Annotated in this window: 20 protein-coding genes; 14 read left to right on the top strand and 6 right to left on the bottom strand. The window is 50.4% G+C overall.

Annotated elements, in window-relative coordinates:
• Positions 1 to 11 precede the first annotated feature (11 nt).
• On the bottom strand, positions 12 to 2102 hold the full coding sequence (locus AC6R0L_RS14630) for a TonB-dependent siderophore receptor (RefSeq protein WP_500629583.1): 2091 nt from the start codon (positions 2100 to 2102) through the stop codon (positions 12 to 14).
• A 137-nt stretch (positions 2103 to 2239) separates the two neighbouring features.
• On the opposite strand from AC6R0L_RS14630, the gene AC6R0L_RS14625 reads away from it, so the two are divergent.
• The 11 genes from AC6R0L_RS14625 to AC6R0L_RS14575 all read left to right on the top strand — a co-directional run bounded on the left by AC6R0L_RS14625 (position 2240) and on the right by AC6R0L_RS14575 (position 13077).
• On the top strand, positions 2240 to 4063 hold the full coding sequence (locus tag AC6R0L_RS14625; RefSeq protein WP_500629582.1) for an ABC transporter ATP-binding protein: 1824 nt from the start codon (positions 2240 to 2242) through the stop codon (positions 4061 to 4063).
• A gap of 135 nt (positions 4064 to 4198) precedes the next feature.
• Positions 4199 to 5044, top strand: coding sequence for an ABC transporter ATP-binding protein (locus AC6R0L_RS14620; protein ID WP_500629581.1), 846 nt, complete (start codon positions 4199 to 4201; stop codon positions 5042 to 5044).
• Positions 5041 to 6039 carry a FecCD family ABC transporter permease gene (locus AC6R0L_RS14615; protein WP_500629580.1) on the top strand — a complete coding sequence of 333 codons (999 nt, stop codon included), beginning with the start codon at positions 5041 to 5043 and terminating at the stop codon, positions 6037 to 6039. The genes AC6R0L_RS14620 and AC6R0L_RS14615 overlap by 4 nt, the downstream gene beginning before the upstream one ends.
• A gap of 1 nt (position 6040) precedes the next feature.
• Complete coding sequence (locus AC6R0L_RS14610) at positions 6041 to 7084, top strand: FecCD family ABC transporter permease (RefSeq protein ID WP_500629579.1); 1044 nt, start codon at positions 6041 to 6043, stop codon at positions 7082 to 7084.
• Positions 7085 to 7104: 20 nt separating this feature from the next.
• Entirely contained in the window at positions 7105 to 8052 is a 948-nt protein-coding gene (locus AC6R0L_RS14605; protein WP_500629578.1) for an iron-siderophore ABC transporter substrate-binding protein, read from the top strand.
• 48 nt (positions 8053 to 8100) lie between these two features.
• Entirely contained in the window at positions 8101 to 8877 is a 777-nt protein-coding gene (locus AC6R0L_RS14600; RefSeq protein ID WP_500626407.1) for a DUF3450 domain-containing protein, read from the top strand.
• 5 nt (positions 8878 to 8882) lie between these two features.
• Positions 8883 to 10229 carry a MotA/TolQ/ExbB proton channel family protein gene (locus AC6R0L_RS14595; RefSeq protein WP_500629587.1) on the top strand — a complete coding sequence of 449 codons (1347 nt, stop codon included), beginning with the start codon at positions 8883 to 8885 and terminating at the stop codon, positions 10227 to 10229.
• A complete protein-coding gene (locus tag AC6R0L_RS14590) occupies positions 10229 to 10777 on the top strand; it encodes a MotA/TolQ/ExbB proton channel family protein (protein ID WP_334553577.1) in 549 nt (182 codons plus the stop codon). The genes AC6R0L_RS14595 and AC6R0L_RS14590 overlap by 1 nt, the downstream gene beginning before the upstream one ends.
• Positions 10778 to 10785: 8 nt before the next feature.
• Positions 10786 to 11190 (top strand): ExbD/TolR family protein, encoded by a 405-nt coding sequence (locus tag AC6R0L_RS14585; protein ID WP_334553579.1) that lies wholly within the window; start codon positions 10786 to 10788, stop codon positions 11188 to 11190.
• 43 nt (positions 11191 to 11233) lie between these two features.
• Entirely contained in the window at positions 11234 to 11860 is a 627-nt protein-coding gene (locus tag AC6R0L_RS14580) for an energy transducer TonB (RefSeq protein ID WP_334553580.1), read from the top strand.
• Positions 11860 to 13077 carry a tetratricopeptide repeat protein gene (locus tag AC6R0L_RS14575; RefSeq protein WP_500629577.1) on the top strand — a complete coding sequence of 406 codons (1218 nt, stop codon included), beginning with the start codon at positions 11860 to 11862 and terminating at the stop codon, positions 13075 to 13077. Before AC6R0L_RS14580 ends, AC6R0L_RS14575 begins: the two co-directional genes overlap by 1 nt.
• Here the strand turns inward: AC6R0L_RS14575 and AC6R0L_RS14570 are convergent.
• On the bottom strand, positions 13058 to 13738 hold the full coding sequence (locus AC6R0L_RS14570; protein ID WP_500629576.1) for an HAD family hydrolase: 681 nt from the start codon (positions 13736 to 13738) through the stop codon (positions 13058 to 13060). The genes AC6R0L_RS14575 and AC6R0L_RS14570 overlap by 20 nt on opposite strands.
• A 465-nt stretch (positions 13739 to 14203) precedes the next feature.
• Between AC6R0L_RS14570 and AC6R0L_RS14565 the strand changes: the two genes are divergently transcribed.
• The 3 genes from AC6R0L_RS14565 (at position 14204) to AC6R0L_RS14555 (ending at position 17967) form a co-directional block, all read left to right on the top strand.
• The gene (locus AC6R0L_RS14565) at positions 14204 to 16087 is read left to right on the top strand and encodes a PTS mannitol transporter subunit IICBA (RefSeq protein WP_500629575.1); all 1884 of its coding nucleotides are present in this window, start codon (positions 14204 to 14206) and stop codon (positions 16085 to 16087) included.
• 141 nt (positions 16088 to 16228) lie between these two features.
• Positions 16229 to 17380, top strand: coding sequence for a mannitol-1-phosphate 5-dehydrogenase (locus AC6R0L_RS14560; protein ID WP_500629574.1), 1152 nt, complete (start codon positions 16229 to 16231; stop codon positions 17378 to 17380).
• Between the two features lie 50 nt (positions 17381 to 17430).
• Complete coding sequence (locus AC6R0L_RS14555; RefSeq protein ID WP_487902172.1) at positions 17431 to 17967, top strand: MltR family transcriptional regulator; 537 nt, start codon at positions 17431 to 17433, stop codon at positions 17965 to 17967.
• 171 nt (positions 17968 to 18138) lie between these two features.
• Here AC6R0L_RS14555 and nagB read toward each other — a convergent pair whose 3' ends face one another.
• From nagB to ispB, 4 genes are all read right to left on the bottom strand, one after another.
• A complete protein-coding gene (gene nagB / locus AC6R0L_RS14550; RefSeq protein ID WP_500629573.1) occupies positions 18139 to 18939 on the bottom strand; it encodes a glucosamine-6-phosphate deaminase in 801 nt (266 codons plus the stop codon).
• Positions 18940 to 19258: 319 nt separating this feature from the next.
• Positions 19259 to 20353 (bottom strand): TRAP transporter substrate-binding protein, encoded by a 1095-nt coding sequence (locus AC6R0L_RS14545; protein WP_500629572.1) that lies wholly within the window; start codon positions 20351 to 20353, stop codon positions 19259 to 19261.
• Positions 20354 to 20650: 297 nt separating this feature from the next.
• Positions 20651 to 22414, bottom strand: a complete 1764-nt coding sequence (locus AC6R0L_RS14540) for a bifunctional lysophospholipid acyltransferase family protein/GNAT family N-acetyltransferase (protein WP_500629571.1) — start codon at positions 22412 to 22414, stop codon at positions 20651 to 20653.
• 177 nt (positions 22415 to 22591) lie between these two features.
• The gene (gene ispB / locus AC6R0L_RS14535; RefSeq protein ID WP_500629569.1) at positions 22592 to 23563 is read right to left on the bottom strand and encodes an octaprenyl diphosphate synthase; all 972 of its coding nucleotides are present in this window, start codon (positions 23561 to 23563) and stop codon (positions 22592 to 22594) included.
• Between the last annotated feature and the right edge of the window lie 255 nt (positions 23564 to 23818).

The following is a 23818-nucleotide window of genomic DNA, read 5'->3' as shown; positions in this document are numbered from 1 at the left end:
TATCTGCTTGATTACCAGCGGTAATTGGCATTTAGCACCACTGAACGTGATTGGCCGTAGTAGCACCAGTAATCACAACCAGACACATACTCTTTGTCTAGGATATTGTTGACGTTGAGTTGAGCTTGCCATTGCGACGTGATGTCGTAGGAGACAGATGCATCCCACAAGGTCACAGATGGGACTGTCAGATCTGACCATTTCGGATTGTCTTTTGATTCACCTACGTAACGAACACCAGAACCAATATTTAGCCCAGGTATCCATGCTTGAGCGCGGTAGTCCAACCAAGCTGAGGCTTGATGCTCAGGAATCAGTGCGGCTCTCTTGGTTCCTTGTCCGCTTGTTTCCTCTGTTTTTGCATTGGTATAGGTGTAGTTTGCCGAGAGTTTGAGATCATCCGTTAGCTGAGCAACGGTTTCAATTTCGATACCGTTTGATGTCGCTTCACCCGTTTGTGTGACTTGATAGGTATCAGGGTTGGTGACCAAAGCGTTTTTCTCACTGATGTCAAACCAAGCGACATTGATGTACCCATCCAAGAATTCTGGCTGGTACTTCACACCGACTTCCACTTGCTCACCTTCGAGAGGCTTATACAGTTCTCCTGTACCACTATCAATCGTGCTCAGGACTTCAAAGGATTGTGAGTAACTCGCGTAGGGTGACAATCCAATGTCCGACAAATACATAACACCTGCATTTAACGATAACTGGCCATCATCTCGTGATTTCTTGTCTGAGCTGCTAGCCGTTTGGCCAACGTTCTCAGTGCTAACCCAATCGTAGCGAGCTCCCACGCTGCCGACCCATCCTTGGTTAAGTTTTATTTGATACTGAGAGTAAACACTGGCTTGCGACTTGGTGATTTCACGATGTGTATTGTTCGCCATGTCGAGCGGGGTGTAATTACCGTACACAGGATTCCAAGGGTTGATGGTACCAAATGCGTAGCTGTCTTGCTCTTCACCTTCAGTTTCATGGCGTTGAAGATCAAAACCTACAAGCACAGATTGCTCTGCGTTTGAGGTATACCAAGTACCCACAGCGTTGTTATCGAAAGTGAAGCTCTGGTTTTTCCCATCTCGATAAACCACCCCTTGTCCTAGCTCTTCAACACTCGAGTCATTGTTGAAAAATGCATAGGAACTTCTAAGGTACAACTCATTGGATGCGTAATTGAGATTTTGGGACCAAGTCCAACTGTCATCGATATCGTGTTGAAGTAGGTAACCTAGAGAAAACTGTGTTCTTTCATACTTGTCGTAATCAGGTTGGCCTAGGTTCGTACTTGGATCGATACTACCGAAATCGGAACCGATCAAAGTGCCCGCTGCCGGGAAGAATGGGTTGGTTGGTACACCGTCGTCTTCAAGGTAGGTAGCCAGAAGAGTCAGAGTTGTGCGATCTGAAATGTCGATCTCAAGGCTAGGAGCTAAGTAGAATCGATCATTCTCAGTCTCGTTTAGCTCTCCTTCACTGCTTTTCATCGCTCCAACCAGTCGATATCTGACAGTGCCATCTTCATTGGCAAGATCGGAAACGTCGAATGCGATCGATTGATGATTGTTCGTACCTACCTCCACTTTTAATTCGCCTTGTGGCGTGAAGGTTGGTTTTTTCTGAACAGCGTTGACCACACCGCCAGGTGATGACTCACCAAATAAAATGGCGGATGGACCTTTGATGACTTCGATACTTTCCAGTCCGTAAGGTTCGACTAGCCAAGTGTAGTAGCCATCACGAAATAGACGGTTGCCGTCTAGGTAGGTTGTTGCATTGAACCCGCGAACTTTAAACCAATCCGTATCATTATCCGCACCATAAGGCTGAGCCGTTACACCTGACGTATAACGCAGCGCTTCATCAAGCTTTTGTGGGGCGCGAGTGCGTAGGTCATCTTCGGTGACAATCGACACACTGCGAGGCGTTTCTTGGGCAGGGGTGTCGACTTTAAGTGCTTGGGCTGTGACTGTGATGGTTTCCAGTTCCGTGGTGCTCTCTTGTGCAAAGACAGCGCTTGAACATACCACTGCAGCAGGCGCCAATCCCAACCAGATCGCTTTACGAACGGCGACTGAAAGAGGAGTTTGGTTATGCATGTCCTTTTCCTATAAATGAAAGTTAAATTAGTAATGATATTTATTATTATTCGTATTGGTTTTTATTTTACTGACTTTTTCATCAAAAGATAGTAAAACGTGCCCGACCCGAAACCCGAAACCCGAAAGTAGGAAGCATGTTCAATTGGTTTGAAAAATTAACGCAAGCGTTTCCCGAGCAAGAGCCGCAAATGCCGCCGAAGCATTTACTCGGCTTTTGTCGTCACTACACCCGAGGCTTTGAAGTGCCATTACTCTTGATGGCGATACTCAGTGCGTTGATTGCCTGGACGGAAGTGACGCTGCTCGGTTACATGGGCGAACTGGTCGATATTCTCAGCACCCAAGATCGCGCGACGTTTTGGCAAGACCAAGGCGATCGGATGTGGACTATGGTGCTGCTGGTGGTGGTGGTGATGCCCGCGCTGGGGATTACCCACTCGATGATCATGCATCAAACCTTGCTAGGCAATTATCCGATGTCGATTCGTTGGCTGATTCACCGCTATTTGCTCAAGCAAGCGGTCGGCTTTTTCCAGCGAGATTTTGCTGGCCGAGTGGCAACCAAGGTGATGCAAAGCGCCCTGGCTGTACGTGAAACCGTGATGAAGCTGGTTGATGTACTGGTGTACATCTCGGTCTATTTCGTGGCGATGATCTGGATGATGGGCGAATCGGATCTGCTATTGATGCTACCGATTGCGATTTGGTTGGTGATGTACATTCTTATCCAGCTGTTTTTTATCCCACGTTTGAAAAAGGTGGCGACTGACCAAGCCGATGCGCGCTCAGTGATGACGGGGCGAATTGTCGATACCTACACCAATATTTCAACCGTTAAGCTTTTCTCCCACTCCAAGCGTGAATTGGAGTATGCCAAAGGCAGCATGAAGCAGTTTTTGCTGACGGTATATCGCCAAATGCGCATGGTGACTTGCCTGCTATTGAGTGTTGATGCGATTAACTATCTGCTGCTCATCTCTATTGCCGCTTTGTCGGTCATGTTATGGCTTGAGGCGAGTGTCACCATCGGTGTGATTGCGGTGGCGATCAGCATTGCGCTGCGCGTACAAGGCATGTCGAAATGGATCATGTGGGAAGTGAGCGCGCTGTTTGAAAACATTGGTACCGTGGTCGATGGCATGAACACCATCTCCAATGATGTTGAAGTGCAGGATAAACCCAATGCACCCGCGTTGACGGTGACAAAAGGCGCCATCGAGTTCGACGCCGTGGATTTTGACTACACCGATGATAAACCGGTGTTTGAGCAGCTTAACCTAGCCATTAAACCGGGTGAAAAAGTCGGGATTGTTGGCCGCTCCGGTGCAGGTAAGTCGAGCTTGGTTAACTTGCTGCTGCGTTTTTACGATTTGAAAGGCGGCGATATTCGCATTGATGGTCAAAACATCGCAGACGTAAGCCAAGAGTCTCTGCGCCAGCAGATCGGTATGATCACACAAGACACCTCACTGCTGCACCGTTCGATCAAAGAGAACATCCTCTACGGTGATCCTGATGCCGACGACGCGGCGCTGATCGAGGCGGCGAAAAAAGCCCATGCGCACGACTTTATCTGTGGCCTCAAAGATGAGCAGGGGCATAGCGGCTATGATGTCGAAGTGGGTGAGCGCGGGGTGAAATTATCCGGTGGGCAACGTCAACGTATTGCCATAGCGCGTGTGTTACTTAAAAATGCGCCGATCTTGATTATGGATGAAGCGACGTCCGCGCTCGATTCCGAAGTGGAATCGGCCATTCAAGAAAACTTGCAAGTGCTGATGGAAGGCAAAACCGTGATCGCGATTGCACACCGTTTATCGACTATTGCTGCTATGGATCGCTTGATCGTGATGGATCAAGGCCGTGTGGTTGAGCAAGGCAGTCATCAAGAGCTCCTCGCACAAGAAGGCATCTACGCCCAACTTTGGAAGCACCAAACTGGCGGCTTCTTAGGTTAATCTTTCCAACCTCCATCACTCAAAAAGGTTCAACGATAGCGCGCTATGGTTGAACCTTTTTTTAATTACTCATATTATAAGGAAATAAAATTGATAATTGTTATCATTTTGTTTTCTTCGCTTTAAGAAAGAGTAATGCTAGACCCCCATCAACACAGTGCACGTCTCGCGGCTTCGTCCCTGGTCGTCGGTTACGATACACCGATCGTCAACAACATCAGTCTTGAGATTCAACCCGGTAAACTGACGATTTTGGTCGGTTCGAATGGGTGTGGAAAATCGACGCTGCTTAAATGCTTAGCACGAGTGTTGCCACCGATGTCTGGTCAGGTGTTGCTCAATGATGAGCCCATTCATCAATTGGGGGCGAAAGCGGTAGCAAAAACTTTAGCGCTTTTGCCACAAGGCCCGATTGCACCGGAAGGTCTTACTGTACGTGAGCTCGTCGCTCAGGGGCGCTATCCGCATCAAACCTTTTTCCAGCAGTGGAGTGAGCATGACGAGCAAATGGTGAATGAGGCAATGGCGATGGCCAAGGTCACAGAGCTCGCCGATCGAGCGGTGACCGACCTGTCGGGTGGTCAGCGTCAACGTTGTTGGATTGCCATGGTGCTGGCGCAAGAAACCGACATCATTTTACTTGATGAGCCGACCACCTATCTGGATCTCAAAGTTCAGGTCGACTTGCTGAGCTTATTGAGCCAATTGGCGCATCAACACCATCGTACCCTTGTTGTGGTGCTGCATGAATTGAATCTTGCCGCTGCGTATGCCGATGAGCTCATCATGATGAAATCGGGCACCATCTACGCCGCAGGCCACCCCGAGCAGGTCTTTACCGCCGACAACCTTAAGCAGGTGTTTGGTTTAAATGCCAATGTGATTCGCGATCCGCATACACAAACCTTGCAATGCGTACCCACAGAGACCGCCAGTGTTGCCCATGGGCAGACAAGGTCGGTGATGTCGGCGGTGATATGAGACGTTCAGCTTGGTTAAGTGGTGCCGGTCTTGGCGTGATGGCGATGATACTGCTGGTTTTTTTGCTTTGGCATTTATCGCTAGGTGCGCAGCCTGTCGCGCTGACGGAGGTATGGTCCGCGTTGGTGGCGTACGATGACAATCAGTTCTCCCATTTGGTGGTGCGAGAGTTGCGCTTACCACGCGCCATCGTTGCCACGTCAGTGGGGGCAAGTTTGGCTGTGGCGGGCGCCTTAATGCAAGGTGTAACGAGAAATCCGCTCGCCGACCCTAGCTTACTCGGCATGATGACGGGAGGCGCGTTGGCGGTGGTCTATTGGATGAGTTTTGCGCCTGTCGAGAGCATCGTATGGTTGCCATTGGTGGCGGCCGTGGGCTCGCTGATTGCCGCTGCGGTAGTCTGGACGATTGCCGCGCGAACGCCGAGCGGAGTGACGCCGCTGTCGTTGACGCTGACCGGCTCGGCGTTTAGCGCGTTTACCGCCGCGCTCTTGTCGATTCATCATTTGATCGACCAGAAAACGTTTGAAACCTTGCGCGGCTGGCTGGTGGGCTCTCTACTGGGGAGTCAATTGGAGACATACTGGTGGTGCCTGCCTTGGATTTTGTTTGGCTTAGTGGCTGCGATACTCCTTGCCCCTGCGGTGACGGCGATGTCGATGGGCGATCAGGTTGCAACGGGCCTTGGCATTGATACTCAAAAGCGCAAATGGCAGCTGCTGCTGTGTGTGGTGTCCTTGACGGCGGCCTCGGTCGCCCTGGCAGGCCCGCTGGGTTTTGTCGGTTTGGTGATTCCGCATGTGGTCAAGCTGCTGGTGGGCAGTGATTATCGCTGGGTCGTGCCGTATTCGCTGCTGCTTGGCGGCGCCTACTTGCTGTTTGTTGATAGTTTGGCGCGCTGGTTGATTGCCCCGCAAGAGGTGGCGACTGGGCTGATGACGATTTTGCTCGGCGCACCGCTGTTTGTGTGGCTGGTCAAAACGAGGATTCGTTAACATGGTGGCGCTAAGGTGGCTCGGCGGTCGAGTCTCATTTCGGGTTCGGCCTAAAACGCTCGGCGTCATGGTGTTGATGGCTCTTTTGATGGCGTTGCTGTGGTTGCTCAGTATTGGCATCGGCAGTTATGCGCTCTCGATGCAGGCGCTATTGGATGAGGTGATGAGCGCGCTCGGCATGCAAGGCTCCATCGCCGATAGCCAGGCGGCGTTGGTGATGTGGGAGCTGCGTTTGCCGCGCAGTCTAGCGGCGTTGCTGGCGGGGGGCTTGTTTGCGCTTTCAGGAGCGCTGCTGCAAAACCTGACCCGCAACCCTCTCGCCGATCCCAGTTTAGTCGGCATCAGTCAAGGCGCGGCGTTTGCCGTGGTGTGTTTGACGATGCTGTTTCCGGAGGCGATCGACGCTTGGCGTGAAGTGAGCGCGTTTACCGGGGCGATGGTGGTCGCCGCGGGCGTGCAGAGCTTGAGTGGCTCTGGGCATCCGCTGAAATTTATCTTAATGGGTATCGGGGTGGCGGCGTTTTTCAGTGCCTTGACCTCAAGCTTGCTCACTTACGGTGACATTGACGCTGCCATGTCTGCACTGGCATGGCTATCGGGCAGCGTGCATGCGGTGACTTGGTCTGAAGTCGGACTGCTTTCCATCGCGCTGCTGACCACCTTGGCGTTGGCGATCGGCCAAGCACGTAACATGGCGGCATTGTCGTTTGGTGTTGATATGGCAGTCGGTCTGGGCGTGAACAGTGTTTGGGCGAGCCGTGTTCAGTTGATGCTGAGTGTGTGCGCGGCGGCGCTGGCGACTGCGATTGTTGGACCAATCGGTTTTGTCGGTTTGCTTGCACCGCACATGGCGAGAAAGATGACCATCGCAGGTCCCAATAGCCACTTAATATTGACTACATTGGTCGGCGCAAGCTTAGTGCTGTTCGCCGATACCTTAGGGCGCACCCTGTTGGCGCCGACGCAATTGGCCGCAGGCTTAGTAACCGCGCTTATCGGCGCGCCTCTGTTTGCGCTGCTCTTAATGCGAAAACAACAAGGCTAGAAAAAGAGAAGGGATACATCATGGTAAGAGAAGTCACTCGGCTAGGCGCGCTGCTATTGGCCAGTGTTGTGAGTGTGTTGGCCCAGGCCTATCCGCTGACGATTGAACACAAATATGGTCAGATTGAGCTTAGCGAACAGCCGCAGCGCGTGGTCTCTGTCGGCGTCACGGATCAAGATGATATTCTGGCGCTGGGCGTTATCCCGCTAGCCGTACGCGATTGGTATGGTGACCAACCTTACGGCGTGTGGCCATGGGCGCAAGATGAGTTGGGTGATGCCAAGCCGATATTACTTAAAGGGCAAACGGTCGATTTTGAGGCCATCGCGCAGTTGAAACCGGATCTGATCATCGGCGTCTCTTCCGGCATGGATAAGAAAACCTACGACAAGCTCAGCACGATTGCGCCCACGCTCGCACAATCTGGCGCTTATACCGATTGGGCGATGCCGTGGGATGAGCGTCATCTTATGATAGGTAAAGCGCTAGGTTATGAAGAAAAATCGCAAGCCATAGTGCAAGATATAAAGCAGCAGATTGCTACGCTGCGTGCAAACCACCCGGAGTTTGAAGGCAAATCGGCTGCGGTGGCGTTTTACTACAACAAACAGCCTGGCGCCTACGCGAGCAAAGACTTACGTTCACAATTTCTGATTGCGCTGGGCTTTCATATTCCAGAATCCATTGATGCGCTCGCCAAGGAGGCGTTTTACACCTCGTTCAGTGAGGAACGTATGGACTTGCTGGACAACGACCTCGTGATTTGGCTGACCACGGAAGAGCAGCTTGAGCAGTCTAGCAACGCCATTTTTCGTAAACGCATGCCGTTTTACAAAGAGAAACGCGAATACTTCACTGGCGATATCATCGGTGGCGCGTTCTCCTTTTTTAGCCCATTGTCGATTCAATATTTGATTGATGAAATGGTGCCAGCGATGGCGAACATTCTTGAAGAGAAGTCATCCTAGCCCAAGCGCAGAGATTAACGTCAAAGAGAACGGATCAAAGAGAAGAGTATGACACACAATCGTTTACCCCATTTGTTGCTAGCAGGTTGGATGCTGACCGCGTCTTCTGCTGCAATGGCAACGGGGGCAGAGTTGAAACAGTCGCAACGTCTTGAAACAGAGATCACCACCGCAAATGCCAACACGCAAAGCCGCGTGTCGGCCAGCAGCGACAAAGCGCTCGATCTTGAAGCGCAAATTGAGCAGCGCCAAGCTGAGGTGGAAGGGCTAGAAGTGTATCGAGATCACCTTCGCGGAATGCTCGACAGCCAACAGAAAGAAATCGCCAGCTTTGATGAACAGTTGTCAGAGATTGAGCGCACGCGTGAAAGCATCGTGCCGTTGATGTACAGCATGCTTGATGGGCTAGAGGCATGGGTAGAGAGCGATCGCCCACTTCGCCAAGAGGTGCGCCGCGAACGCGTTGCCAAGTTGCGCGAAATGATGACTCAGTCTGACGTCAGTGATGCTGAAAAGTACCGCCGCATTCTAGAGGCGTACCAAATCGAGTTGGATTACGGCACTAAGCTTGGTGCTTATTCTGCGCCGATTGAGGTTGACGGTAAATCACTTGTCACCGAGCAGCTCTATCTCGGCCGAATCAGCTTGGTGGCGCGCAGTGTTGATCGCGCGCACTACTGGGCGTGGAATGCGTCTAACGAACAATGGCAAGCGCTCGACAGCAAAGCCGGTTTAGAGATTGATAAAGCGTTTGATGTAGCGAATAAACAAGCCGCCCCAACGTTATTGCATTTACCGGTGTCGGTTAAGGAGAGTCAACAATGAGAGGGATGACTTGGCTAGCGGCGAGCGTGATCGCCGTTTCACTGTCTACGGTCTCGCTGCCTGTTGCTGCTTCGGATGCTGCCTTACTGAAAGAGACGCAACAAGCGAAAGTTGAGCAAGCGAAGCACAATCAAGCGCGTGAAGGGGAGTTTAAGCAGCGTGAACAGGCGTTGCAGGCAGAGCTTGATAAGCTCAACGCGCAGCTTGCCTCTCTCAAACAAGAAAACGAACAGCTGTCAGAGACCTTTCAGCAAAACGAAGCCGTCCTGGCCGAAAAAGAGCAAGCCTTGCATCTGGCGACGGGCAGCTTAGGTGAGCTGTTTGGCGTAGTGCGCCAAGCGGCAAAAGATCTCGACCTTGAACAAGCTGGCTCTGTTGCGACCCTAGGTCACGCTGATCACCGAGCGGTGGTAGAAGAGATTGTGGCCGCAAGGCAGCTGCCAGCGAAGAGGCAGCTTTACGGCCTGTGGCAGGCGTTTGCACAGCAAATCCAGGCCAGTGCTGAGGCGCAAACGCTGAACGTTAATGTCATCAACGGACAAGGTGAAACCGAGGCAAAATCGGTGCTGCGTTTGGGTAGTTTTGCCTTAGCGGGTGAACAAGGTTACCTAGATTGGAATGGTCAGCGCCAGCGAGCTACCGTGTACGCTCAGCAGCCACAGGGTGCACTGACTCTAAGCACTGATGTCATAAGCGGACTACCGATCGTTGCACTGGATGCCTCACGCGGCGCGCTGCTCGAACAGCTGGGAATGGCGCCGACTTTGCTCGATCGCATTGAGCACGGCGGTATCGTTGGCAAAGTGATCATCGCGCTACTGCTGGTGGGCATGGTGATTGGTTTGGTTCGCGGCGCAGCGTTACTGAGCGCGAAAGCAAAAATTGCCAAGCAGCTTAAACACACCGACTCGCCGCAAGATGACAATGCACTTGGGCGTATTTTGAATGTTTATCGTCAAGATAGCAGCCCGAATGTTGAGGCGTTGGAGCTGCGCTTGCTCGAAGCGGTGATGGACGAACAGCAGCACCTAGAACGCGGTTTATCGATGATCAAACTGCTGGCGGCGCTCGCTCCAATGCTTGGCTTGTTGGGTACGGTGACCGGGATGATTGATACTTTCCAAACCATTACTCAATTTGGCAACGCCGATCCGCGTGTCATGGCTGGCGGGATCTCAATGGCACTGATCACCACCGTATTAGGCCTGATTGCTGCGATGCCTCTGCTCCTGATTCACAATATCCTCGCCTCCAAAGCGGAAGCGATTCGCACCATTATCGAGAAGCAGGGTATTGGCTTGGTGGCTGAGCGCGCCGAGCAAGCGACCCGACTTGTGAAGGATGCCGCGTAATGGAATGGCTGTCTCTACTCGATTTCGGGGGGAGCACGCTTGGCAGCACCATCAACGAGTTTATGTATCGTGGTGGTCCACTGCTTTGGTGGTTAGCGGGCGTGTTGGCGCTGTTTTGGTTACTGGCGATTGAGCGATTGGTGTACCTTTTTTGGCTGTTCCCCAAAGCGCAACATCACTGGGTCGCCAAGTGGCAACTGCGTGACGATCGCCACTCTTGGTATGCGCTCGCTCAGCGCAGCGCTTGGCTGGCCGAAGCGAAGTTGGCGCTTGATCAACACTTGTCGTTGATGAAAGTGCTGGTGGCGCTCTTCCCTATGCTAGGGCTTCTCGGCACAGTAACGGGAATGATCTCCGTGTTTGATGTGATGGCCGGGCAGGGCAGTGCGCAGCCGCGCTTGATGGCTGCAGGAATTTCGATGGCCACGTTGCCAACGATGGCGGGCATGGTCGCCGCATTGGTCGGCATGTTTGCCCACGCTCGCCTCGCTAAGTGGAGCGAAACGCGTCACCTTCACCTCGAACGTTTAATGCGTATGACTAAATAGGAATGACCATGAGACTAGGTCGATACAAAAAACCGTCAGACGATGCCCAAGTGGACATGACCTCGATGCTCGACATCGTATTTATCATGCTGATCTTCTTTATCGTCACCAGCTCGTTTGTGCGAGAGTCGGGCGTAGAAGTGAACCGCCCAACGGCGGCGAATGCCACTAGCCAAAAAGACGCGGGCATTTTTATTGCCATTACCGCCAACAACGAGGTCTACATCGATAAGCGATTGGTCGATGTAGAGCGAGTGCAAGCGACACTCGAAAATGTGCTGCTTGAACAACCGGATGCCTCCTTGGTCATTCAAGCCGATGCCTTTGCGTTCAATGGCACCGTGGTGCAAGTGATGGATGGCGCCAAAGGGGCGGGCATTGAGAAGATCGCATTGGCCACCGAGCAGAAATAGCCGGAAGAAGGAAGGGTATCCGTATGCTAGGACGTAAATTACGATGCTAAAACGATGGCTGATTGCCACCCCATTAGCCTTATTAGTGACGCTCTCTCTCTTTGCGTTTATGGCGTGGCTGGTGGACGCGGGAAAATCGCCGATGCCAGAGCCGCAGTCGGCGCTGCGCTTTGATGTCGTGCAAGTGGAAAACGAGCGAGCGGCGGCGCGCAGAGCAAGACAATTGCCTGAGCCACCCAAAGCGCCGACCTTGGCCCCGCAAGTGGAGCGCTTGACGACCCAAATGGCCGCGCAGCAAATTCAGACCACGGCGCTACCCAATTTGCCTAACGTCAATCTGAGTACGTCAGTAACGGGAATGGCAATGGCAACGCCAGGGCCGATTCAACTTGCGCAAAACCAACAGCTCATGCCACTGCATCGTATTGAACCGCGTTACCCCTCGCGGGCATTGAAACGAAAAATTGAAGGCTATGTAGTGATGCGATTTGCCATTGATGAAACCGGTCGGCCTGATGCGATTGAGGTGGTGGAAGGTTCGCCACGCGGCGTGTTTGATCGCGAAGCGATGCGCGCATTGCGTCAGTGGAAGTATCAACCTTTGATCGTCGCAGGCAAAGCGACCAGACAGGAAGGGCAAACCGTGAAATTAGAATTTAGGTTGCAATAATGACAAAGGTTACAGCATGGATACGCCGTCTTTTGGCATGGTCAGTGTTGATGGGCTTGATGAGCCTCCCGTTGGCGCAGGCACAAGAGCTATCACGCAGCGTTGCGATGCGAGTCCATCAAGCGTTTGAGTTGTCTCAGCAAGAAAAAACAGCTGAGGCGGTGACCATCTTAGAAGGCATTGATGCCGTGAAAGCGTACGATCAAGCCTATGTGGCGCGTATGTTGGGCATTTTGTATTGGCAACAAGCGCAACCTCAGCGATCGCAAGTTGCGCTGGAAAACGCGTTGTCCACTGGTGCTTTACCGATTGAACAGGCGATTGAAACCGAGCGCATGCTGGCCGATATTTTGTTATCGACTGGGGAGCCGGCAAAAGCACTCAGACACTATCAAAGTGTGCTGGATAAACAATCCGATGTGAGTCGCTCGCAAGCTGAAAAATTGTATACCACGGAATTTGTCACTCAACTGTGGCTGCGGGTCGCTCAGTCCAATTACCAGCTGCAAGATTGGCAAGCGGTACTGTCGAGTATCAAGCAGTATCAAGCGCTAGATAAAAAAGCGGATGTCTCTTTGCTGAGCATGAAGCTCGGCGCCCAAGTGGCGCTGAGTCACTGGAAAGGAGCGGTGAGTACCACAGAGCAACTGCGTGCTTTGGAGTCCGATAACGAACTGTGGTGGAAGCAATTGACCAGCTTGCATCTTCGTTTGAAACACTACCCTGAGGCGTTGGCGACGCTCAAACAGAGAGAGCGAAAAGGCTTTGCTTTATCCTCCAGTGAGTATCAAACCTTAGCAGGGCTTTACGCCTCACAAGGCGCTCCAGAACTTGCTGCGAAGGTTTACGCCGAGCATCTGCTTGAACAAGAAGATGCAGAGAGCTACGCCACCTTAGCCCGCTACTGGCAAGTCGCGAAGGAGTGGCAATACGCACTAGAGGCCTGGCAACACGCCTCGCGCCTCAGTGCAGATCATCATTGGTCGTATGCGCAATTGCTGATGCAGCAGAAGCAGTATCAAGCGGCGCTGAATGTATTGGCCAGCATGCCGAGCAGTCAGCGTGTAGAACTGGCCAAGACGCAAGCCTTCTACCGATTAGGTGAGCATGAAAAAGCACTAGAAAGTGCGCAAAAGGCTCATCAACTCAAGGCCGATGAAACAACGCTGACCTGGGTACGATTCTTGACTCAGTCGCTTAACAAGGCGTCGTCGTAGGGATCAACGCGATCACCTCAGTTAAAGAATCGACCAGTGTCACTTTCTCGATAAGTGGTGGTTCTGGTGGCAGCAAATCGGGCACCATGATGACTGAACAACCGGCTGCCAAGGCCGATTTCACGCCGTTATTGGAGTCTTCTAACGCTAGACATTGTGACGGTTTGAGGTTGAGTTGCTGGCACGCCATTAAGTAGCCATCTGGCGCGGGCTTGCCTTGACTCACTTCATCAGAAGTGATCAGGCACTCAAACTGTTCGAGGACCTCGCGGCCAGCAAAATTTCTTAGCACTTCTTTTCGACCGGATGAGGTCACGATCGCTGCCCTCACACTGTTCTGTTTAAGGTGGCGCATCAGCGTCTCAAAGCCTTTTTTGTAGTCAATGCCTAGTGCGCTGCGCTCAGTAAAGTCCTGATCTCGGCAGCGTATAAATCGCTGGAGATCAAACTCAGCACCAAAATGGTGCTGCAAGCGACGCTCACATTCGCCATCTTGTACGCCGATGAACCCCTGATAAAACTCGTCACACAAATCGAAACCTTGCTCTTCTGCCGCCCGTTGCCAACTTTTCTTATAGAGCGACTCTGTATCAAAGATTAGCCCATCCATATCAAACAATACCGCTTTCATTGTCTTTTCTCCGTCACTTCTCTTCGTCATCAATTCTCTTGGCCATTGTGCGTCACCATCCTAACCAATTTTACGATGAAATTTTGATGAATCTTATTTTGTAATTTAATTACACATTCACACCTCTTATCGATATTTGATGAATAATTGAACCAAAGTCGCGCAGAGAGTGAACTAAAGTAGTGCTTAAAAATCGGATAAATAATAAAAATGAGATCTTTATCACTAACTATTTTGAGTGTGTGGATTGTATTTTTGTGATCTAAATCTCTAGTTATTGATAATTATTATCGACAAAATGGCTTTGTAATTTACTGACAGTGATTAAATGTGATTTAGATCACTACAAAAAATATATGTTAATGCTTTGTGTGTGATTTGGATCACTAAATTGTGGGTGGGAGTGCCTTTTGGAAATGTTGTGATACATTTTAATCGACTTTTGAATAAACATTTTGGGCCATTTGGCCAACCAATACAAACTGAGGTCTCCCTATGTTATCACCAGAAGCTAAGATCAAAGTCCAAAACTTTGGTCGTTTTCTATCCAACATGGTAATGCCAAACATCGGTGCATTTATTGCCTGGGGTTTCATTACTGCACTTTTCATCCCAACCGGCTGGTTGCCAAACGAAACATTGGCATCACTAGTTGGCCCAATGATCAAATTCCTATTGCCACTGCTGATCGGTTACACTGGCGGTAAAATGGTGGGCGGCGACCGCGGTGCGGTTGTGGGTGCCATCACGACAATGGGTGTGATTGTCGGTACTGATATTCCTATGTTCATGGGCGCGATGATTGTCGGTCCACTTGGTGGCTACGCTATCAAGAAATTCGATGAGTCGGTTCACGGTAAAGTGAAAAGCGGCTTTGAAATGCTAGTGAACAACTTCTCTGCCGGTATCATCGGTATGATCCTCGCTATCCTAGCATTCTTCATCATTGGCCCTGCGGTAAAAGTTCTGTCTAGCGCATTGGCTGCGGGCGTAAACGTGATGGTAGAAACAGGCGCATTGCCACTCGCTTCTATCTTCGTTGAGCCAGCGAAAATCCTCTTCCTTAACAACGCGATTAACCACGGTATCTTCTCGCCATTGGGTATCCAGCAGTCTGAAGAACTTGGCCGCTCAATCTTCTTCCTAATTGAAGCGAACCCAGGTCCTGGTCTAGGTCTTCTATTGGCTTACATGGCGTTTGGTAAAGGTAACGCGAAGCAGTCGGCAGCGGGTGCGTCAATCATCCACTTCCTAGGCGGTATCCACGAAATCTACTTCCCATACGTGTTGATGAACCCTCGTCTTATCCTTGCGGTTATTGCCGGTGGTATGACAGGCGTGTTCACTAACGTGATGTTCGATTCTGGTCTTATTTCTCCAGCGTCTCCTGGTTCAATCTTTGCGGTACTACTGATGACGCCTAAAGGCTCATACGTGGGTGTGGTTCTATCTGTGATTGCATCCGCCGCTGTGTCGTTCATCGTTGCTTCTATCCTAATGAAAACTTCAAAAGCGACCGACGAAGACGAGTCTCTAGAGAAAGCTTCTGCCGCTATGCACGACATGAAAGCAGCATCTAAAGGTCAAACCGCTGCAGTTTCTGTGGACCCAGCAGCAGTGAAAGCGATTTACGTTGCCTGTGATGCGGGTATGGGCTCAAGTGCGATGGGCGCCGGTCTTCTACGTAAGAAAGTGCAAGCGGCTGGTCTGGATATTGAAGTCTCGAACTTGGCCATCAACAACCTACCGAGTGACTCGCAAATTGTGGTGACCCACAAAGATTTGACAGACCGTGCTCGTACTCACGCTACTGGCGCAATGCACATCTCTCTAAGTAACTTCTTAGATGGCACTGTGTACGACAACCTTGTTGCTCAGCTAGTTGAAGCAAGGAGTGGCGCTGTAAAAAAGCCTGAGGCACCTGCAGCGACCGAGGAAAAGGAACAGACGTTGACGCTGACTAGCGACAGTGTATTCCTCGGATTAAAAGCCAACTCTAAGGAAGAGGCGATTAAGTTTGCAGGTGAGCAACTGGTCAAATTAGGCAACGTTGCACCTGAATATGTTGATGGCATGTTTGCCCGCGAAGAACTCGTGTCTACCTACCTAGGTGAGTCAATTGCGGTGCCACACGGAACCATTGAAGCGAAACAGTACGTCAAGAAAACCGGCATTGTGTTCTGCCAATACCCTGAAGGCATTCAGTGGGGTGAAGATGAGGATGATATCGCCAAGATGGTCATCGGCATCGCTGCCCAAGGTGATGAGCACAACATGGTTCTCATGGCTATTACCAATTCACTTGATGACGAAGAGGCCGTTGAGCGTTTACAGAACACAATCAACCCAGAAGATGTTCTGAATATTCTCAATGCATAGCAGTACTTTGTCTAGCTCCTAAGTGAACGAGGCCAGTTCTCCCCCGCTCTGGCCTCCTTTTTAGTCTAGATAGCTGAAGGCTTAGTCGTGTGCTGTTAAGCCGTTAGCTATACAGATTCAACATTTGAAAGGTTAGTGATTATGAAAGCGTTACATTTTGGTGCAGGAAATATCGGTCGTGGTTTCATCGGTAAATTACTCTCAGACGCAGGCATGGAAGTCACATTTGCAGACGTCAACGAAACGGTCGTCTCTGAGTTGCAAAGACGCAACGAATACCCAGTGAAAGTCGTCGGTGAAGAGTGTGTCGTGGAAGTGGTGAAAAACGTCACGGCAGTCAACTCCGCCACCGATGAGGTGATTGGCTGTATCGCCAACGCCGATCTCATCACCACAGCGGTGGGCCCAACCGTACTCAAGATCATTTCTGGCTCGATTGCTAAAGGCATTGAGCAGCGTTTTGCTGCGGGCAACACGTCGCCACTGAACGTTATCGCGGCAGAAAACATGGTGCGTGGTACCACTCAGCTTAAAGAAGCTGTGTATGCGCATCTTAGTGATGAACTCAAAGCGTTCAGTGATGCGCACATTGGTTTTGTCGATTCTGCGGTTGACCGCATCGTGCCACCGGCAGAAGAGGGCGAAACCGATCCACTGGCCGTCACGGTGGAAACCTTCAGTGAGTGGATTGTAGATCAAACTCAGTTCAACGGCCCAATCCCAACCATCCCGGGAATGGAATGTACAGACAACTTGATGGCGTTTGTAGAACGTAAGTTGTTTACGCTCAATACTGGTCACTTGATCACGGCTTACCTCGGTGTACTGGCGGGCCATGAGACCATCAAAGACTCGATTGAAGATCCCGCGATTCGCCAAGAAGTGAAAGCGGCGATGGAAGAAAGCGGGGCGGTACTGATTCAGCGCTACGGTTTTGATCCTAAAGCCCACGCAGCCTACATTGAGAAAATCTTAGGTCGTTTCGCCAACCCGTACTTGCGTGATGAAGTGGACCGCGTCGGTCGCCAGCCTATTCGTAAGCTCAGCCCGCAAGATCGTTTGATCAAGCCACTCAATGGCACCTTGGAGTATGGGTTGCCAAACGCGCATTTGATCAAAGGGATTGCTGCGGCCTTCCATTACAAGAATGACGATGACCCACAAGCGGTTGAATTGCAGAGCATGTTCGCAGAAAAAGGATTTGCCGAGACGCTAGCCCACTATTCAGAGCTGAATATTGACTCAGAAGTTGTTAAACTAGCCGAACAAGCGTATAACGCAATCAATGAATGATGGAACACCAAAGTGCCACTGATGTGGCACTTTCTCCTTTTGAAGAAGCCATGCCAATACACTCGAGTCATGAAGTTGAACTCTTAGAAGAGTTAGCAGAATCAGCCAATGCCGCTGAGTGTCTGCTATGTGCTTATGATGTATTGGAAGACATGCTCGATGCCTTGTTAAAAAGTATTTTCCACAAAGACGATTACGCAGTGAAATTCGTCGTCGACCCGTTACTGACCAGTGATGGGCCATTAGGGGAAATACTGGTGCGCATCAAGTTACTGCTCGGGCTTGGGGTGATCAGTAAACAAACCTATGACGACATCGAAGTGTTTGTCACCCTAAAAGAGTGGGTTAAGGTTCAAGAGGGGAAAGTGGACTTCTGGGACCAAGATATCGTGTTTGAACTCAACCGAGTGAACGCGATACAGAAAATCATGCCTATCGATTACTCACCCGAGTTGGTCGAGGGATTAAATGACGAAATGAAAGCCATGTTTTTAGACCGTCATTTCCAAAAAGTGCGTTCCACCATAGTGTTGGCCGTAAACGACATCCATCAGCAGCTCGCAAGAGAAAACGCGCTGACCTCCTAGTGATTGTCTTTATCAGTTCTATTGACGCTATCTTTAGATAGCGTTTTTCGTCATCTATGTTAGACAGCCATTCTAGACCAGTATTTTAGGCCATTTCCTTGGCCAACTATATCAGACAAGAAAAAAAGCCACCGAAGTGGCTTTTTTGTTTCGTGCTAGCGAAACAACGTCTTATAGACCTTTGATGTTTTCCGCTTCCAGTTCAGAGAAGTATTTCACTGTCTTCACTTTAAGCTCTTGCTGCGCTGGCTCATCCGCAACGATGATGGCTTTGCGATGCATTTGCAGTGCAGTCACTGTCCACATGTGGTTTACGCTGCCTTCAATCGCCATTTGCAGTGCCAAGGCTTTGTTGTGACCAAGCGAGAGAATCATCACTTCTTCGGCATCCAGTAGCGTCGCGACACCAATCGTTAACGCAAATTTTGGCACTTGGTTGATGTCGTTATCAAAGAAGCGAGAGTTTGCGATACGTGTGTCTTCGGTCAATGTTTTGATACGAGTACGTGATGAGAGTGATGAGCCTGGCTCGTTAAACGCGATGTGACCATCAATGCCAACGCCACCCATAAATAGGTTGATCTTGCCGTAAGAGCGGATCTTGTCTTCGTAAGCCGCGCAGTGTGCATCGATGTCGTCCGCTTGGCCATCAAGCAGGTTGATGTTCTCTTCTTGAATATCAACATGGTTGAAGAAGTTGTTGTACATGAAAGAGCGGTATGACTCTGGGTGATTTGGGTCGATGCCCACGTACTCATCCATGTTGAACGTGACGACGTGTTTAAAGCTGACTTCACCTGCTTGGTATAGCTCGATCAGTGCTTTGTATGTCGACAGTGGCGTACCGCCAGTGGGTAGACCTAAAACAAATGGGCGTTCTGCCGTCGGTTTGAAGGCGTTGATTTTCTTCGCGATATGACGCGCAGCCCATTTGCCGACTTGTTCTGCATTTTTTAGGGGAATCAGTCTCATTGGTCTTTATCCTGTTTCAAGTGCTCGATTGGATTTCTTAATTTTCATTGTAAAATAAGGCGTGAGATTTCGCCACTATTTTGTGGAATAAATGATCTTTCGTCACGAATTAGGCTGTCAATGGCTTCTATGACTCTATTCTCTACATCAATAGTGACAGTTTTTTTATCAAGCGAGAAAAGAGTGTGAAGGAAGGATGGAGTTGATCATCGAGCGACTAAAAACGCCGCCCGAAGGCGGCGATAGTGATTGAAGACGTCACTTTGAAAGCGATGCTTTTTGACAGTCATATTTTTTGACAGGAATAACCGTACAGCGCTTAAGGCGTCGTCTCAAGATAGGCTTTGGTTGAGATGTCGGTCCAAGCGCGCACTTTAGTGAGGTACTCGCGTTGCGAAGTGATGATCTCTTGCGCCAGTGCGTCTTTTTCTGCTTGCTCTTGCAGCAAGGCTTCTGTGGCGCTGTGCAGCGCTGACAATACTTGCGGCGGGAAGTCGCGCACTTTGATGTCTGGGAACTCTTGGCTCATGCTTGCCCAACTGTTGGCATTAGCGTCAATCGCTTGGGTATACATATCAAAAGCGGCCACTCTAAAGGCGGTTTCTAAAATCACTTGCAGATCCTTTGGCAAGCTGTCCCACACCTTCTTGTTGACTAAGAACTGCGTCTCGGAACCTGGCTCGTGCCACGCGGTGTAGTAATACGGCGCGATTTTTTGAAAGCCCATGCGCAAATCAAAAGCAGGGCCGACCCATTCGAGTGCGTCAATTGTGCCTCTCTCTAGTGAGGTGTAGAGTTCTCCAGGTGCGATGTTGGTTGGAGCGGCGCCGACGCGCGCCATGACTTCACCGGCAAAGCCCGGAATGCGGATTTTCAGCCCTTGCAGATCATCAATGGTGTTGATCTCTTTTTTGAACCAGCCACCCATCTGAATATCGGAGTTACCACCGGGGAAAGAGAGCAAATTGTGCGGCGCGTAGACTTTCTCCATCAACTCCATACCGCCACCGCGATAAAACCACGCGTATTGCTCGGTCGCCATCATGCCAAAAGGCATAGAGGAGAAAAACAGCGTATTGGGTACCTTGCCTTTCCAGTAGTAAGAACTGGAATGGCCTAAATCGTATTGACCGGATTTGACCATATCAAAAATACCCAAAGGCGCTTTGTGCTTATTGGCAGAGTCAATACGGATCTGCAAACGACCATTGGACATCTCTTCAGCCAGTTTGGCCATGTTCTTACTGGCATCACCTAGGATAGGGGTATTGGGCCCCCAAGTTTCGGCAAGTTTGAGTCGGTAGACTTTATCGTCAGCGTGGCTGACGCTAGCAAGCAGAGCGCATACGCTCGCGAGCAACGTGGTCGTCACGCGTTTCAGGTTTTTGAGTGAGCGGGGAGTGGATGGCAGCATGTTGAGTTCACGTCCTTTTGTGTTGTTATTAGAATATTGCAATGATTTTTGTCTATTGCTTCAAATTCGCTGTTAGCTTCGAATTTGCGCTATTTTTCGTCAACCATTTTATTGGTGGCATCAAGTGATTGGGCGAGAAGATATTCGGATAGGGAATGAATAAACAGTGAGAAGTGAGCTTAGCTGAGCGGCAAGAAGTCAAATTGCCCTAAAACCAGCCGCACTTTTAGAGTAATGATGCGATCCATAGAAAATGCCATGTGAATCACATGGCATTGAGTTTTTGCTCGACAGGGATCAATCCGCTTGCGGGTGATGATGGTCAAGGTACTGGCTTGCGGCGTCTTGGCCCATATAGCGGGCAAGGGTTTTGGTGCCAACGCGAGTTAAATCCACCATGATTAATCCATCCAAAGCGTTATTGAAATCAGGATCGACATTGAATGAGACCAGCTTGCCATTGAGGTTCAAATATTGGCGCAGCAGAACAGGGACTCCCTTGCCTTCATCAATACGATCAATCACGCGAGAGAGCAGCTGTAAATCCGCCAGCGCGGTTAACATACTGGTGTTCCAGTGGGTGTCGTGTTTCGGCAGAGGGTTGGACGGCGAGACGTACTCAGCGGCTTTCGTGTCGTAGTGGTGCAGCGTCATGGTTTCTGCGAGCAGTTGTCTTGCCTGCTCGCTGTAATCATTACTGATGCTGACTGGACCAAACAGGTGCGTATAGTGAGGATGGCGAGAAACAAACGTTGCTATGCCCTTCCAAAGCAAGAGTAAAGCGCCCATGCTTTTTTGATACGGCTTATCGATCACTGAGCGGCCCATTTCAATGGCGCAGCCCATCGTATTAATAAAGCGCTCATCATATTCAAACAAAGTGCGAGAGTAGAGCGCATCAACCCCTTGTTGCTCAATCAGTTTATCGACCAAACCGAGTCGGTAGGCGCCGACCAGGCGTCGCTGCTCTCTATCCCAAATAAACAGATGTTGGTAGTGACCATCAAACTGATCGATGTCGAGGGCCAAGCCCGTCCCTTCTCCCACCGCGCGAAAGTTCTTTTCACGCAGGCGGCCGATTTCATACAACACAGAGGGAATGTAGTCGGCGCTGGTGCAGTAGACGTCGAATTCACCGCTCGATAATAGGTGATGATCGCGCGGCAATTGGTTGAGATCCACTTCAAGATCGCTCGCTGGGAGAGGGCTCGCGATAGGGCTGCTGAGATCAATGCCAGGCGCCTTGTTTGAGCGAAGCTGAGTGTTTGCCGCGAGCAAATAGGTATTGAGACGCAGATAGTTAACGATTTGAGTATCATTGAGCGCGTGGAGCTCTTTGTACTTGATGGCGGAGCCGATTGAGAGTCGAATCGGGGTGTGTGATTTGTTGAGTAACTCTCGACCCAGCATTAATGTGCGCAGCAGTGGATGCACCTTTCCTGCGAGATAAAAGCGTTTGGAGTTTTGGCCGTCAATAAAAACGGGTACCGTGGTGGCTTTGGATCTTCGCACTAAGCTAGCGACCGAGCGGCTCCACTCTTTATCTTCTAATTTCTGAGTTTTGCTATCGACCAGTTGTGACACTTCGCCGGCGGGAAAGATCAACAAGATCCCGCCTTGATCTAGGTGTTGGTGAGCCAGTCTCAGCGCTTTTAAATTGGCTTTGTGCGCCTGTTTGCCTTCAAACACATCCACACCAATAAATAGACGATCCAACTCAGGGACAGTTTTGAGGTACTGATTGGCTAAGATCTGCACGTCTTGGCGGATATGCAGTAGCAATTCAGCGAGGATTACACCTTCGACACAACCCAGCGGATGATTGGCGACCACAACGGTCGCACCACTGCGCGGGATAGGATCGAGCGAGCCTTTTGCAATCTGGTAATCGATACCTAGGATAGTTAAGGTGTAGCGAAGAAACTGTTCTGTTGTGGCGTTAGCCGGACGCTTGGCGTAAAACTTATCCAAACGACTGAGGCCCGTGGCCCATTCAGTGAGGTTCTCACCAAGGCCAAATGGCGTTTTGCGCGGCAATCGGAAAGGGCTAGATACGTCCATATCAATCTCGTCTAAACAGGAGTTGATGATGAGCGTAGGTCATTTAGATGTCACTGAAAGGACAGTTTAGTGAGAGTTCGGTGACTGAGCGATGACGGTTTGATGACGAACGATAGGATGGCGATCAGGCAGTGAATGCTGACTCACTGCCTGATAAGGAGAGGACGATTTCGCTGTTTAAGCGCTGCGATGCACCGCCATATGAGCAAGCGTTACCAATGCTTCTTTATAAGGCGAGTCAGGCACAAGGGCAAGCTGAGCGATGGCTTTATCGGCTTCTTGATAAGCCAGCTGGCGCGTGTACTCCAAAGAGCCGGTTTCATCCATCGCGGCCAGAATCTCGTTGAGCTTCTCCATTCCGTTTGCTTGTTCAATGGCTTCGCGAATCATTGCCGCTTGTTCTGGGGTGCCATGGCGCATTGCGTAAAGAAGAGGGAGGGTCGGTTTGCCCTCGGCCAGATCGTCGCCCACGTTCTTACCCATTTCCTCGCCGTCAGAGGTGTAATCCATCACATCATCAATCAACTGGAATGCGGTGCCGAGATATTTGCCGTAGTTTTGCATCGCGAGCTCAAGTTCGGCGTCAGCGTCGGTGAGAATCGCGCCGATTTGCGTTGCCGCTTCGAATAGGCGTGCCGTCTTCGAATAGATGACCTGCATGTAGCTCTCTTCGGTGGTATCGGGATCGTTACAGTTGATCAACTGCTGCACTTCACCTTCGGAAATCACATTCACCGCGTCACTCATTAGCTCGAGGATCTTTAATGATCCGAGTGCCGTCATCATTTGGAATGAACGGGTATAGATGTAATCCCCCACCAAAACGCTGGCGGCATTGCCAAACGCGGCATTCGCGGTGGCTTTACCACGGCGCATGTCAGATTCATCCACGACATCATCGTGCAACAGGGTCGCTGTGTGAATAAATTCAATGAACGCGGCGGCGGTGGTGTGATCCTGACCTTGGTAGCCCAGTGCCCGGGCAGACAACACCGCAAGCAGCGGCCGGATTCGTTTACCGCCACCACTGACGATATAGAACCCTAGCTGGTTGATTAAAGAGACGTCAGAGTTGAGTTGGGCATGAATTGTTTCATTCACTTTTGCCATGTCATCGGCAGTGAGCGCTTGGATAGCTTTAAAATCCATTATACATCCGGCTGAAGGTTAGAACTGGTAAGGTATTCTTATCTGTATTTGTTGGCCAATAATACACTAAAAAACGTTGATTAATACATGCTTAACGGGCATGATTGGCGCACTTTTCATTGGCGATTAGCTTTTCGCCAATTTTTTAAAAATATGGCTTGTCATAGGTGCGAGCTTTCTGTAGAATCTGCGCCCTATTGATGATTAGTTTAGCGCACACCCAAATTGCCCAAAGTGCATAAGGCTGTGCGGAAA

The organism is Vibrio sp. R15-SG3-ISO1A, from assembly GCF_059833955.1.
This window is presented reverse-complemented; position numbering and strand designations above follow the sequence as displayed.